This window comes from Aquimarina sp. EL_43, from assembly GCF_943422735.1.
Taxonomy (GTDB): Bacteria; Bacteroidota; Bacteroidia; order Flavobacteriales; family Flavobacteriaceae; genus Aquimarina; species Aquimarina megaterium.
The window spans coordinates 1,562,728-1,578,031 of sequence record NZ_CALSBR010000001.1; the positions used below are offsets into that span (position 1 = coordinate 1,562,728).

Below are 15,304 nucleotides of genomic sequence, written 5' to 3' on the forward strand. Positions count from 1 at the left end.
TACTTGGTTTGTACTAGTGTAGTACTTAGATGATAAAATTAATTAGGGTGAAGTGTACGAATGTCCAGAAAGTTTGAATTTCAAAGAATCCGGACGTTTTTAGGAAGTTTTTCTATATTCTTTTGGAGAAATGCCTGTTCGTTTTTTAAAAGCGCTATAAAAAGTAGATTTCGAATTAAACCCAGACTCTAAAGCGATCGATATAATAGTGTAGTTTATAAAATTAGGGTTTCTTAATTTAAATTTTGCATCCTCTATTCTATATCTATTTATATAATCGGTAAAATTATACCCGCTCAATTTATTAACCAATTGTGACAGGTAGTTACCACTTATATTTAGTTTTTTAGCCATACTGTCTAACCCTAGATTTGGATCCCGATATATTTTGGCTTCTTTCATCAAAAAATCTAGCTCTTTAAAATACACATTATCATCGGTAATATGAGATTCACTTTTTGTATGAATTTGTTTTAGTTTTTTTCCGGTTAGTTTAGCAATTAACTGAAATAAGAACACATGATCTTTATTGAAAAAATCTTTTTGAGAATGCTCAGAATCCAGAACACCTACTACCTCATCATCTATTAAAATAGGAACAGACAATTCAGACATTCTACGATCATCGTCTATGATATATCCAGGATCATTGGTCAAATCGGGCACATACTCAAATGTTCCTGATTGAGCTACTCTACCAACAATTCCTTTACCTAATGGAATTTGGATAGGGCTTATGACTTTTCTTTCTCCATTATTTTTATGGCCAAATGCTGCTTTTTGTATCAAAACTTTATTTTGGGTATCCAACATGTAGATTACACAGTCCTCTAGTTTAAGTTTCGAAATACAATTCTCTACAATATCCCACAATACCTCTTCAAGTTTGTTTTTTTCGAACAGCGATGATGCAAAATAGGTTAGTATTCCTATGGTTTCATTTGATGCGTTTTGATGTTGTATCTGGTCTTTTTTAGAAAAAATCTGATACAGATTATGAGTACTAAAATTTGATACTAAACTTCGAATCACATCTTTCTTAGCCTTCGCCTGATCAAACCTTGGTGTTAGTTCTTCTGTAGTAGTAAAAATACCATCATACCCTACTTCAAATACTTTATTAAAAAGAAGAGGGATCTTAAAATAGAAATTAGAGAAATTCTTCAGGACTATACTCGAAAAGAAAAAAACAAATACTGTAATGAGCAATACTATGTTTAATACTATCAGCATTGCAAACATATGTCTTGTATCAAAACCTGTACTTAGCATCTTATAACACACAACATATATCAAGAAAAATACAACCCCACATATTAAAATTGTAGAAATTTTCGCTACTAGTTTATCACCTATGTTTTTTTTGATATTCATGATGATTGATTTTTTTGTCCAATCCAAATATATAATGACAATACCCTTGAAAACAAACGAAATATCTCGATATTCTGAGAATTTCGAGATTCATTTTCAACATTAACTTATTTATAATCAGTTTTTTATATCAAATTAATATTAAGACATTACAAAAACCAGAAAATAGTATCTTTATAGCTAGATAAATAGATAAAAACCCCTTGAAAGCAAAAAAGACATATCTCTTTTTCACTTCCTTTTGTAAAAGGATAACTATTGTTTTTTTACTATGCTGTGTACAAATTACTACCGGACAAGAAGAAGATTTTGTAATTCCTGATTCTTTAAAAACATTGGACTATGAGAATTTATATAATTCTTATCTAAAGGTCTACAGAGATACTTTGTCTGCAAAGATTTATCTTAATACGTATCTAAAAAAAGCTATTCTAGAAAATGATAAGATAAAAATGGCTAATGCATATAGTAGATTATCCTATTATATTGAAGAAGAATCAGAAAAAATAGCTTTATTAGATCGTTCTATTACTTTAAGTACAGGTTTAGATCAAGATATCATAATTAGATCATACTCTTTTAAAGGAGGATATTACTTCCGTAAAGGTAATTACACTCTTGCACTTGACAACTACTTACAAGCTTTGATGCTTGCAGAAAAAATTCAAAATGTTGAATACATCTATATCACCAAGCATAATATTGCTTGTATCAAGACGGAAATAAGAAAGCATGAAGAAGCTTTACCTCTTTTTAAAGAATATTATACACACATAATAACAAAACATACTACCGATACAATCCGATATTTAAAAGCAACCGTTCCTTTAGCAGAATCTTATCGCTATAATAATCTCCTGGATTCTGCTTCAACATATCATTATAAAGCAATTAAACGATCACAAAAATCAGAACATTATTATAATAGGTTTTATAGTCGGATTATCATTAATGAGGGTATCAATCTCTTTTATAAAGAGAAATTTAAGGATGCATATGATAGTATTGCTAAAGGTTTGTCTGTTCTCGATAAAACCAGATCAGAAAACAAAAAAGCATATATTTTGGGTGAGTTTTATTTGGGAAAGCTACAATTATTAAAACAAGACATCTTATCTACTAAAAAGCATTTTCTTACTGTAGATTCGATTCTTCACTATGAAAAAATTACTCCTATTGAAGTTCGGGAAGGTTATGAGTTTATGATCAATTTTTATAAAGAGAATGACAAAAAAGAACAACAGCTCGAATATATCAATAAACTTCTACGATTTGATAGCATTATTAACCAGGAAACTTCTTCTTTATCTAATCGTTTATTTAAAGAGTTTGATACTCCTTTACTGATAAAAGAAAAAGAGGTCTTAATTAATGAACTGAAAGGCAATAATAAAAACCTAAATTCATTAGTGATTTTTCTCTCATTACTTACTCTTGTCGCTATTGTTTTTTTATATCGCCAATATCAAAAGAGAAAAACTTATCAGCAAAAATTTGAACAATTAATTGCTCAAAACAAGGTGGTCGAAACACCTAACGAAAAACCTCAAAATGATATAGGAGTATCTAATGATATCGTTGAAGAAATCCTGAATAAGTTAGTTTTATTTGAACAAAATCATTATTATCTAAAAAAGAATATTAGTACTACCTCTTTGGCCAAAGACATTAAAACCAATACAAAGTATTTGTCAAAGGTCATTAATCATCATAAACAAAAGAATTTTGCCAATTATATCAACGATCTTAGGATTGCACATGCTGTAACCCAGTTAAAAGAAAACAAAACGCTTAGGAACTATACCATACAAGGTATTGCAGAAGAAATGGGGTTTAATACTGCCGAATCTTTTTCGTCTGCATTTAAAAAGAGTACAGGAATCAAAACTTCTTATTTTATAAAGAAATTACATGACTTAGATACTATGTAATTTATCGAAATTCTGTGAATTTCGACTAATAACCACCTCATTCATAGCATGTTTACTGTTTTTTACCCTATATTTATTCTTGGAATTCAAAAAAAGTAACTTACATATACTTTTTATACTGTTAGGCATTTTTATTATCACTTTATGTGATTTTTAATAAAAAATTGTATCAATAATATTCTGATACTGGTAGAGAAGATATATGTATAATAATCTTTAAAAACTAAAAATTATGAGAAAAGCAAAGGGGAAAAAATTAAGTCTTGCAAAACTAAAAATTGCAAAATTAGAGAATCCGTCATCTATAAAAGGTGGTTACGTAGATAGTAAAAACCCTTCTAGATGTCCTCTATTCTATAAGCCAAAATTTACTATTATTACTTGCCCAACTAATTTTGAATGGGATTAAAAAATTTACAAAACCAATAAAGAATTAAAACCCCTCAAACTATAAAAAGGGAAAATATAGTTTGAGGGGTTTTTCTATGGATTTAATCAAATGATTCGATTTATTATTTTTTAGTTTCTAACATCAGTCCAACCCTTCCAGTGACCTAAAAAACCTCCTGGCACTGATCGCCAAGATCCTCTATATCTTTTTTTCCCTCCGATATAGGTAATTCTTTTCCCGTGTCCTTTATAAATTTTATGAGTTGCTTTATCATTTTCTTTCCAACTTCCATTTGCTTTTTTATACTTAAACTTAACTGTCATATGAGGTACTCCGGTTCCACTATCGGAAAAAAGATGAGTATACCCTTCTATTTTCTTTTTTTTATTTCCTGACTTCCACACATCTTCAAGATCCCATCCGTCTCCCTCACAATAATCAGCATATTCTTTATCACAAAAACCTCGGTTAACCGGGAATTTTTGTAACAATGATTCAGGAATTTTTGTCATTCCTATTGTAACGGGAATATTCATAGTAGGTACTATCTGTCTTTTTTCTAATAATTTCTGATTTTGAAAAGATTTAGACATATCTATCAATACCTTAGGTATAGGAGTTTTTTCTGAAGTAAGAGCCAGATACACATCCAACATAGAATGCCTGTCAAAATCAATAAACATTTTGTTCTGTTCAAATCCTGATTCTATCGCAATGATAACAGGATCTCCCTCTTCGTCACTTTCGATGAGTTGTAGTTTGTTGCCATTGGCAAAAGTAAAAACAGCAAATTCTCCACTACTAGTTTGCTCTAGAATTGGCTGTATACCTTCTACTTCATCTTCACAAGAGGTAGTAAAAAGTACTACGCAGATAATGCATAAAACTTGTATGAATTTAATACGTTTCATAAGATTTATATACTAAAGATTTATGTGATAAAAATTACCCGAACCTTTTTAAGACACTCGGGTTTATGTCTACTCTTGCAAGAATATTTTTAAAAACCCTCTGGATTTAATCCTTAATAATTTTATAGGTTTGTTCATCATCTTCAACATTAATCTTAACAAAATACAACCCTCTGCTATAATTCAAGATATTGATTGTTACAGTATTACTATCCAGAATTCTTGAAGTAGTAATTAGTTTTCCGTTAACATCAAACACCCTTACCATAAAACTGGTATATCCTGGTACCAGAACATCAACATTGTCTCTTGCGGGATTTGGAAACAATACAGCACTAAGGCCTTCTACGTTTTCATTATCACTTGATCGTACGGGGCTGATTTCTGCAATACCCGCCTCAACAATAGTATTACCACTGTAAGCAATAAAAATGGTCCCTTCTTCAGAAATGTGTATATCCCTGATTCTTCCAAAAACGCCTTGTTCATTACCTCCAAACAGGTGTTCTATGTTTTGCATTGGTAAAAGAGCATTATCCAGAGGTATTTTGATAACAGATTGACCTCTTAAAGTAGCCATAAGAAGACTATTATTAAGCTGCGGAAAAGCGGTATGATCATAATAATCTAATCCAGCGGGAGCAACAGACCCCAGATCGATAAAAGAGCAATCAATATCCGGATTATTGCAAGGTGTAGTCACATCTGGCCATCCATAGTTATTTCCAGAATTAATCAGATTGATCTCATCTCCTCCTACTTCACCGTGTTCACTTATATAAATATATGATCCGGCTTGTGTGATCCCTTGAGGGTTTCTATGCCCCGTGGTAAATACAGAACTACCAGGTATAGGATTGTCTACCGGTATAGAACCATCTGTATTGATTCGCAGGACTTTCCCTTCCAAACTATTTATATCCTGAGCATTATTATTGGGAGATGCAGTTGTGATATATAAAAATCCATCTGATGATAGTAAGAGATCACACCCATGCATTGAAGGCGAAGGAATGTTTTCTAAAAGTACAGTTTCATTGGTTAAATCACCATCTACAATAGTATATTTTGCTATTCGCAGTTTAAGATTACCATCATTATATGTATATGCAACAAACAGTTCTTCGTTACTCAAAGTCAAACCAAGCAATCCTCCTCTAGGAGAAGTATTGGCATCAAAACCTTGTGTTTCACCTAGTCTAAGTACTTCTTGTTTATCCCCTGTATTTCTGTTTATTTTACTTACCACTCCAAGATCCCTATCTGTCACCCATAAAAAACCATTACTATCTAATTCTATAGACCACGGGACTTCTATATCATTAGTAAGTAGTCTTACATATCCTCTGGTATCTCCAATACTTATATTTTGAGTAAGTAAGTTTTGATCATCGGTTAGTTCGGCTAATTGTGTACAACCTGCAACCGTAACTAGGAGACCATAATCCTCTATATTAGATTGAATATCTATAGAATTACCTGTCTCTCCTGCAATAGGAGTATTATTTAAAGTCCATTGATACAAATATCCAATCCCCGACGTAGCAATTAATGTTTGGTCTTCATCTACAAAATAGACATTTACAACATTAGAGTGATTTATAACAATACTACCATTCATTAATCGATCACACCCTTCACTCATTGCCCGAACTGTTACTACATCATCATTTCGAATATGGTAGTAAGGAATATCTATCGATAAAGATTCTCCCGATCCCATTGCCGAAATACCAATTTCTGTAGTATTTATCAATACCACATATTCTAGCCCGTTTTCAGAATCTGATAACTGAATGGTTACATCCTCTCCGCTACAAATAGAGGTGTTACCCGATAGATCAAATGCATTTAATTGCCCAGTTACTGTTATGGTTACTGTACCAGGATTACTCTGGCAACCTTCTGAAGTTTGGGTAGCATAAAATGTAGTAGTGGTCGATATATCGGTATTTAATATATTTCCTGTAGCAATAATATTTTCGAGATCGGGATCAGAATACCAGGTGATGTTTTCTCCTACTGCTTCTAACTGTATAAATGAATCGAAACAGATACTATATTCTTCTGGCATTTCGGGAACAGAAGCACAGATAAATACTATTGTGTTAGAAATTACATTACAACTACCATTATCAACAATTACATAATAGGTTCCTGATCTTGATAATTGCAATACCGGATCATCACCATCGATTAATTCCTGATCTCTATACCAGGAAAATGTCAACCCTCCAGGGCTTACCGAGGGAGTGGCTTGTAGTTGACTATCTACTGCTTGTAATACAACATTAAACGGATCGGATATCTCAATATCAAAAGAACCATTCATTATAGATGTGCAATTATTCAACGAAGACCGAACCTGGATATTCCCAGAACTTAATCCTCCGATTGTATTTAAAGTAATCAAACTTCCTGTTCCTTCAACAACATCACCAATAGAAACATTATCCAACAAGGTTTGATAGGTAGCTCCAATCTCTGATCCGTTAAGTGAAAAACTTAGTGTATCTCCAGAACACAATTGCATACTGGCACTTTGATCAATTGAAAAGGGCTGTGGATCAGAAAGAATCGTTATGGTTACCGAAGAGTAGGCAGAAGTACAATCTGTATTTGATTGTGTAAGATAATATGTTGTAGTCTCTGTAATGCCGGTGGGTTCAAATTGTTCTCCTGTATGTAACAGATTGGTTAATCCAGTATCAGAATACCATCGAATAGTGCCACTACCCAATGCTGTTAACACAGGTATAGGGTCACTACTACATAAGGGATCAGGGTTTTCAATCGTTGGGGCAGATAAACAGTAATTTTCATTTCTTAGCACTACTATTCTATCTTGATTATGAGATGCCATAAAGACTTCGCCATTAGGGGATATACAATAATCCCGTGGAGAAACCTGAGTCCCATCATCACCCCAGACCACATATTGATCATCATTGGTCAATACTATATTATTGGCAGGATTTAAACTGGTATCTTTATTAATAACACTTAGCCCATCTGAAGACATCAATATCCTAAAAATTCTCGCGCCTTTTGATGATCCTCCTATGAACGTACCTTCCCATTCAGGTATAGCCGGATGGTCATAATACAACAATCCCGTTGGGGCAAGATCAAAGGTAACCAAGGGGCATGTGTTTTCATTTGTATTAGAAGAAGGGTCGCAATATCCCTCATATACAATATTATCATTAATATCCAGAAAGCCCCACCCATAACTATTACCCGGCTCTATACGGTTAAATTCATCATTAAGTTGTGCACCATGTTCTAATGCATAAATAGCATTGGGATATGTAGGATGATCTGCGGGAACCTGTGCAATACCCTGTGGATTTCTATGTCCGTAGCTGTATATATAGCTTGCTGGTGATGTAGGATTACCCGAGTCATAAAATGGATTATCGATAGGTGCTGATCCATCCAAATTTATGCGTAAAACTTTACCTACTATATTATCAAGTCTGGAAGCATACTCCTCATCATTTGCTCCTGTAGTCATCAATAACTTTTGGTCATTTGATATCAACAACCTTGAGCCATGATTATCTGGTCCCAAAGTGGACTGAAGTAAAATTTCCTGATTTTCTAATCTTTGATTGGTAAAATTATAGGTATATCTTGAAAGTGTTTGTAGGTTTTGAATATTGCTGTGTGCCAAATATACATGGGGGCTGCCATCATTAAAATCTGGATGTATAACCATGCCTAACAACCCTCCTGTACCAGGCCCTTGTTGTATTTGATTAGATGGTAATGTAAGCAAGATTTCTTTTGGGGATGAAGAATCGTAGGGGTCAACTCTGCAAACATTTCCTGCATCCCTCTCGGTAAACCAAATCATATCATCTGGACCCCACAAAATCTCCCAAGGCTTCTCAACATCGGTTCTAAGAAACGAATATGAAACAGTGGTATCTCCCACTTCAAATGTTCCTTGAGCAGATAACAAGGTGATATCAATATTGAGTATGACTATTATAAAAAATACTTTTAAGATAAACTTATCTAGAAATGGTTTTGTTCTGTTAAGAGTTTTACTTCTCATAAAATACCTTTAGAATCATAAATAATGTCTCTGGATTTGCTCTTATATTATCTTTCTGGAAAATTGAATGTGCTTTTTTTAAATCATATACATTTTGATAAAAAAGCAGCAGGAGAATCAAAATTTTCTTCCTGCTGCCTACCAAACCATCATTTCAAACTGTTGAATTACTCACTAATAAAATTCTTATTATAAAATCATTATTCTGGTAATATCAATTTTATTTTTAGTTCCGAAAATCAGTATATCCTTTCCAATACACATATTCTGTTCCAAGGCCAGTTATTGCATTAACCCCACTACGCGCTGCTCTTCTGTATCTTTTCATTTTCCCTGGTATCGACAATCGTTTCCATTTTCCGGGATATACCTTGTATTTCCCTTTGACATGTGTTGCCCATCCTCCAGATGCTTTTCTATATCTATGTCTTACTTCCATATACTTCCCTTCATTGTATGATTCTTTAAACACAGAGGTATAATTTTTCATTACTTTACATCTACTACTTGATGTAATATTAGACACTTTGCTTTTTTTTCGGTTAAAACAATGATTATAACTCTCAGGAATATCATCGCAAAAATTTGCTTTAGTATTATTCTTCATTTTAAGTGTTTCAGGGATTTTTTCAACACTAAATTTTAGTGCAGCATCAAAATCCTTAACAACGCTTCTATGATGCAAATGGTCATTGTCTTCAGAGATATTTGCAATTATTTTTGGGAGAGGAGAGTCATCAGGAGTTAATTTAAGGTATATGTCTAATATAGAATTAGAGTCAAAGTCTATCAATTCTATATTTTTATTTGAGCCAGATTCGATAGCCAGGATAACTGGATCTCCTTCTTCCTCACTTTCAATTAATTGTAAGGTATTTCCATTAGAGAATGTAAAAATCGCCAATTCTCCATTATTATTTTCTTGTAATGTTTCATTATTAACTCGCTCGCAAGAGAATGTAGCAAATGCCAGAAGTGAAATGTATTCGATTAGTGTAATTCTTTTAGGGATAAGATTTTTCATATTATTAGATTTTAAGATATTTAAAAAAGGTGAGTACATTTTAAGGGCCCAAAACCTACTCACCTTATACACAAACTCAACTGTATAAAATACAAATGAGATGCAATTCTAATAACATTAAAAATTATAAGTGTCCTTAAAGTTTGAATTTCAAGAAATCAGGACATAATTTGTTGCTGTTGTCTATATTCTTTGGGAGAGACTCCTGTGTGTTTTTTAAATGCAGAATAAAAAGGTGATTTCGAATTAAATCCACATTCCATGGCAATACCAAGTACGGTATAGTTATCATAATCTGGATCTTTTAGTTTGGATTTTACTTCTTCGACCCTATAACTATTTATATAATCAGAAAAATTACAGCCTCCTAGTTTATTGATCAATTGGGATAGATAGTTACTGCTTATTTGTAGTCTTTTTGAAATATTTTCTAGACCTAAATTAGGGTCTACATAAATTTTTTCTTCTTTCATTAAAAAATCCAACTCTTTAAAGTAAGCATTGTCATTTGTAATATTAGTGAGTACTACTGGATTGGTATTGGTGTTGATTTGAGAAAGTTTTATTTCTGTTAATTTAGCTATCAATAGAAATAATGCAATATGATGTGACTTAAAATATGCTTTCTCGTCGTGCTCGGCATCCAAGACTCCTACTACCTTCTTTCTTATAAATATAGGAACAGAAAGTTTTGATCTTCTTGTAATGTACTTCTCATTATCACCTATAATTACACTTAAGTTTTCTACACATTGATATTTCTCTAATTGTACTACTTTACCCAAGGTTCCTTCTCCGATTGGAATAGGTATTTGTTTTTTTCTTTTTATGATTTCACAATTGTTTTTGTTACTATATATTGCTTTGGGAATTAATGTCTTATTTTCTTTACATATCATATAGATACTACATTCTTGTAGTTGTAATTGAGAAATACAATTCTCTACAATATCTGATAAAACATCATCTCTTTTATTTTTATCAAACAAAGAAGTAGCAAAATAACTTAATATTCCTGTAATAGATATGGGATTAGAGTGTACTAATTGAAGTTCTCTTTCTGAGAAAACATGATCTAGTCCTGATAGCTGAAAATTAATAATCTTCTTCTGTATTGGGTCTTCTAAATTAGTAACGCTACCCGATACTTTGTTTAAATGTTTCATCCCCAAAAAGAGAAAAGCGTAGCAAAAAATCATATATAGCATCCAAATTGGATAATATGCAGAATGACCCGTTATCTCTTCTTTAATAAAAAACAAAGTAATAGTAAGCATCCATAACACCGACAGAATCACTAATGCAACAAAAATATTCTTTATCCATTTTGTTTTTTTTCTAACATAAACAAAAGATAATCTTCCTAAAGAATTCTCATATCTCTGTATAATACGATAATTCCATATAGAAAGCATAAAACAAAAAATAACGGTGAAATTTTCATCTATTTCATTAAGAAGAAAAGAAGCTGTGTTTTTTGAAAAAATAGAATAATCAATCAGAATATTAATCTTTATTAAGGTATATACAACAAAAAACACCATAAATGGGATTAAAAGATATCGTTGATACCTTTTATATATTTCCTCTTTCTCAAGATAATAACAGGTAAATGCAGTAAAAAAAACAGGTGACAAAAATTCGAATGGAGTATACAGTATAAGAATCCAAGGATATAACTTGGTAATTCCAAAATCTATTAATAGTATTTGAATGATTACCAAATTTGCGGTAATCAAAAAATAATAAAAAAACTTAAATGTCTTTTCTTTTTTTTTGCAACAACATAATTTAAGAATTGCAAAAATTACAATACCCAGACACCCTATAAGCAAAATAATATTGTATGGGTTTATTTTCATTGATTACGCAAATGTATTCCTATCTACACTATCTATAACGTTTAATAACGCACAGACCCCACCCTATATTTCAGGTTATTTTTATCATTTATTATAAAATTATATTAATATGACAAGGTTTCTTGTTAATATATCATAAAATACTTACTAAATTTAAAATTATCTCCTTTTTACACTCTTACTACACTGAATAATATTCTGTTTTTGACAAAAAAACACAATGCCATTCGAATTGTTTTCATTTTATGAAAAATAAAGCAGTCTTGCTGAATAATTATCAAAATTTATCTACAAAATTTGAAATATCAACATTTAGTTCTCTTTGATGATGTTAGACTGAATATAGGGAAAACAAGTACTTAACAACATTACTGAAAATATAATATAACGGTAGACACATCTATATCGATAGATGTGTCAAGCTCGGCCTATACGAAAAAAACAGAGCACGAAATCAATATTAATACAAACTTAAAACAACACTTTATGGAATAAAATCAGACTCTACGAAGCATTAGAGTAAACTTCTTACACAAGGGGAAAAGAACAACAAAATCAATTTTTAGAAAAACGAATTATGAATAAAAAAATCAACACTTATTTTTTGAATTCAGCAGAAATTATTAAAAATCAACTGTTTACAACCACAACAATTTTTATGTTATGTTTATCTGTGGGGCTGTTTAATGCATATGGAAATACTTACAAAGCACATAAAATTGGTGATGTTCTGCAGGAAAGAGAAATAAAAGGAAAAGTAACAGATGATAGTGGTATTCCATTACCTGGAGTAGCAGTAATTATCAAAGGATCAAACCTGGGTGCTCAAACAGATTTTGATGGCAACTATATCATTAATGCCAAAGCTGGTGAGATATTGATGTTTTCTTATATCGGAATGAAAACAGAAGAGAGAATAATAGATGCCATATCAAACACTATTAATATCGAAATGGTATCAGATACCCAGGAACTCGAAGAAATCGTTGTACTTGGATATACTACGAGAGGTAAAAATGAAATTACGGGTAGTACTGTGCAAGTTGTTGCCGATGAAATTAATGATGTACCTGTAGTAACAGTAGATCAGGCATTACAAGGTAAGGTCGCGGGTTTAAACATAGCTTCTTCTTCGGGAACTCCTGGATCAACACAACAAATCCGAATTCGGGGAGTAGGCTCTATTACTTCATCTAATGCTCCACTTTTTGTAATCGATGGGGTGCCTATGGTTAATTATAATACTTCTGGTAGTAGTTCTGCCAGTTCATTAAGCTCTCTATCCAGTATCAATAGCAGAGACGTAGAAAGTATTACCGTTCTTAAGGATGCTTCTGCAACCGCCGCTTACGGGGCAAGAGGATCTAACGGGGTTATTGTAATCACTACAAAGAATGGTAGAAAAAATAGAAAAACGACATTTAATTTTACTTCTACTTATGGGTATCAGGAGCAAGCAGTAAAGGGTCCGAAAATGTTAACTGCAGCACAACGAGAAGAACTTTTTTATGACGCTGTATTTAATACCTATGGAGAAACATATAGTATAGACAGATCTGAAGCTAAGGATCTTTATGAGCGGTTTCCTGGATTCTGGGGTACTTCATATACCGACTGGAATACAAATGGAAGGCCAGAAGCAAACTGGCAGGAAATTGTAAAGACTGATAATCCTGCTTTGCAAACATTTGATTTCTCTGCGACAGGAGGTAGTGAAACCTCTACTTTCTATACTTCTTTAGGATATAACAAAACCGAAGGTATCGTTAAAGGAACAGATTACGAAAGAATCACTGCAAAATTTAATTTTTCGAAAGACATGACTAATTCGCTAAAATTTATAAATAATCTTAGTGTTTCTAATATCGATCAAAATGGATTGTTTGAACAAGGAGCATTTTTTGCAAGTGGACTTTCTGCTCAATTCTTTGTACCACCAACACTACCTGCATATAATGCAGACGGAACCTTGAATCTTACTGACTTTGGAAGCGCTACCAACTACTTTAATTATCTTTATTTAATAGAGAACGATATCATTAATAATGATGTTACTCGCGCAATGAATAGTACTACTTTAGAATGGAAAATTCTGAAAGGCTTAAAATTTAAAACCAATTTTAGTATAGATTATAATTTAGCTAACTACAAAAATTTTTCTAATAGGGTTCATGGGAACGCTGTAGAAGAAGGTGGTAGTTCTTATGCTTCTACCAGTCGTAACTTTAATTGGGTCACTCAAAATTCTTTAAACTATAAAACCAGCCTGGACAGACATAATTTTGATATTACTATACTACAGGAGTTCCAAAAAAATAAATACAACTTCATAAGTGCTCAAGGCGAAAAATTTCCAAAAGATGGATTAACCTTTGTAGACGAAGCCAGTATTAATTTTGAAGCCAGTACTTCTTTTAGTGATTGGAAGAACCTTTCTTACCTGGGAATGTTAAACTATAATTTTGACGATAAATATATACTAGATGCTACTTATCGAAGAGAAGCTTCTTCACGTTTTTCACGAAATCAACGTTTTGGCGACTTCTGGTCAATAGGTGCAGCATGGAACATCACTTCAGAAGAATTTTTATATGACAGCACTTTATTTAGTAATTTAAGATTAAGAGCCTCTTATGGAACTAGTGGTAGTGCAGGAGTAGACATTAATGAATATCAATCCCTTTTGGCTTACGACGCAGATTACAATGCTAATCCGGGGATATATCCCATAGGATATGGAAACGAATTCTTATCCTGGGAAAAAAATAATACACTAGATATGGGTATCGATTTTGGGCTTTTCAACGATAAAATATCGGGGTCAGTTGCCTATTACAATAAAAAAACCTTTGATATTTTACAAGAAGTAGGATTATCCCGAACCACTGGATTTGCAGATGTTAACAGAAATATTGGAGAAGTTGTAAATAAGGGTATTGAAATAGAACTAAACTATAATATAATAAGCGGGCAAGATTTTAACTGGAGTATTTTTGGAAACATAGCTACTGTAGATAACGAAGTCAAGAAACTGGCAAAAGATGCTTCTGGAAACGATATTGTAATTACCACAGGAACGCGAAGAGTAGAAGTAGGACATCCAATATATGAGTGGTATATGAGAAAATGGGCAGGTGTAGATCCAGAGAATGGTGATCCTTTGTGGTATATTAATGGTGTAGATGGTGAAACTACAAATAATTTTAATGAAGCAGAAGTAGCTTTTCAAGGTAGTAGCGCTATCCCAACTTATAGTGGTGGTTTTGGGACTCATATAGATTATAAAGGATTCTTTATAGATGCTAATCTATATTTTACAGGTGGTAACAAAGTATACGAAAGCTGGTCGTATTATACCAAAAGTAACGGGTTAAACAGTACCTTATATTTTAATGGTACAGAAGAACTCTTACAAAGCTGGAAAAAACCCGGAGATATTACAGATTATCCAGCTCTACAATCAAATACAGGAGCAGGAAATCAATCTTCCTCAACTTCCACTCGATTCTTATATGATGGCGATTATATACGATTAAGAGAATTGGTATTAGGATATAACCTTACTAATAGTACTTTAGAAACAATAGGAGTAGATGGAATCACTTTTACCTTAAGAGGAACCAACCTATTTACCTGGGTAAAAGATGATCGATTAAAACACGATCCAGAAGTAAGAACCGATGGATTTACCAGATTAACTACACCACCTGTAAAATCATTTGTATTTGGCGTTAACCTAAAATTTTAA

At 32.4% G+C, this 15,304-nt stretch carries 8 protein-coding genes; 3 read left to right on the forward strand and 5 right to left on the reverse strand.

Annotated elements, in window-relative coordinates:
• Positions 1–99: 99 nt before the first annotated feature.
• Positions 100–1,374: a helix-turn-helix domain-containing protein gene (locus NNL09_RS07210; RefSeq protein ID WP_196911654.1), complete on the reverse strand. Its 1,275-nt coding sequence runs from the start codon at positions 1,372–1,374 to the stop codon at positions 100–102.
• A 203-nt stretch (positions 1,375–1,577) separates the two neighbouring features.
• Here NNL09_RS07210 and NNL09_RS07215 point away from each other — a divergent pair, with 203 nt between their 5' ends.
• Together NNL09_RS07215 and NNL09_RS07220 are read left to right on the forward strand one after the other, a co-directional pair.
• Entirely contained in the window at positions 1,578–3,305 is a 1,728-nt protein-coding gene (locus tag NNL09_RS07215) for an AraC family transcriptional regulator (RefSeq protein WP_025666200.1), read from the forward strand.
• Between the two features lie 232 nt (positions 3,306–3,537).
• Positions 3,538–3,714 carry a hypothetical protein gene (locus NNL09_RS07220; protein WP_160170115.1) on the forward strand — a complete coding sequence of 59 codons (177 nt, stop codon included), beginning with the start codon at positions 3,538–3,540 and terminating at the stop codon, positions 3,712–3,714.
• 110 nt (positions 3,715–3,824) lie between these two features.
• Here NNL09_RS07220 and NNL09_RS07225 read toward each other — a convergent pair whose 3' ends face one another.
• From NNL09_RS07225 to NNL09_RS07240, 4 genes are all read right to left on the reverse strand, one after another.
• Positions 3,825–4,607: a hypothetical protein gene (locus tag NNL09_RS07225; RefSeq protein WP_196911653.1), complete on the reverse strand. Its 783-nt coding sequence runs from the start codon at positions 4,605–4,607 to the stop codon at positions 3,825–3,827.
• A gap of 106 nt (positions 4,608–4,713) precedes the next feature.
• Positions 4,714–8,670 (reverse strand): PQQ-dependent sugar dehydrogenase, encoded by a 3,957-nt coding sequence (locus NNL09_RS07230; RefSeq protein ID WP_196911652.1) that lies wholly within the window; start codon positions 8,668–8,670, stop codon positions 4,714–4,716.
• A gap of 226 nt (positions 8,671–8,896) precedes the next feature.
• Complete coding sequence (locus NNL09_RS07235) at positions 8,897–9,694, reverse strand: hypothetical protein (protein ID WP_196911651.1); 798 nt, start codon at positions 9,692–9,694, stop codon at positions 8,897–8,899.
• 158 nt (positions 9,695–9,852) lie between these two features.
• Entirely contained in the window at positions 9,853–11,556 is a 1,704-nt protein-coding gene (locus NNL09_RS07240; protein ID WP_025666196.1) for a helix-turn-helix domain-containing protein, read from the reverse strand.
• A gap of 577 nt (positions 11,557–12,133) precedes the next feature.
• Between NNL09_RS07240 and NNL09_RS07245 the strand changes: the two genes are divergently transcribed.
• Complete coding sequence (locus NNL09_RS07245) at positions 12,134–15,304, forward strand: TonB-dependent receptor (protein ID WP_196911650.1); 3,171 nt, start codon at positions 12,134–12,136, stop codon at positions 15,302–15,304.

Bases quoted from the DNA above. Each gene is read 5' to 3' on its own strand.
- NNL09_RS07235 (WP_196911651.1), bottom strand. From the start codon at position 9,694: ATGAAAAATCTTATCCCTAAAAGAATTACACTAATCGAATACATTTCA.
- NNL09_RS07230 (WP_196911652.1), bottom strand. From the start codon at position 8,670: ATGAGAAGTAAAACTCTTAACAGAACAAAACCATTTCTAGATAAGTTT.
- NNL09_RS07240 (WP_025666196.1), bottom strand. From the start codon at position 11,556: ATGAAAATAAACCCATACAATATTATTTTGCTTATAGGGTGTCTGGGT.
- NNL09_RS07225 (WP_196911653.1), bottom strand. From the start codon at position 4,607: ATGAAACGTATTAAATTCATACAAGTTTTATGCATTATCTGCGTAGTA.
- NNL09_RS07220 (WP_160170115.1), top strand. From the start codon at position 3,538: ATGAGAAAAGCAAAGGGGAAAAAATTAAGTCTTGCAAAACTAAAAATT.
- NNL09_RS07210 (WP_196911654.1), bottom strand. From the start codon at position 1,374: ATGAATATCAAAAAAAACATAGGTGATAAACTAGTAGCGAAAATTTCT.
- NNL09_RS07245 (WP_196911650.1), top strand. From the start codon at position 12,134: ATGAATAAAAAAATCAACACTTATTTTTTGAATTCAGCAGAAATTATT.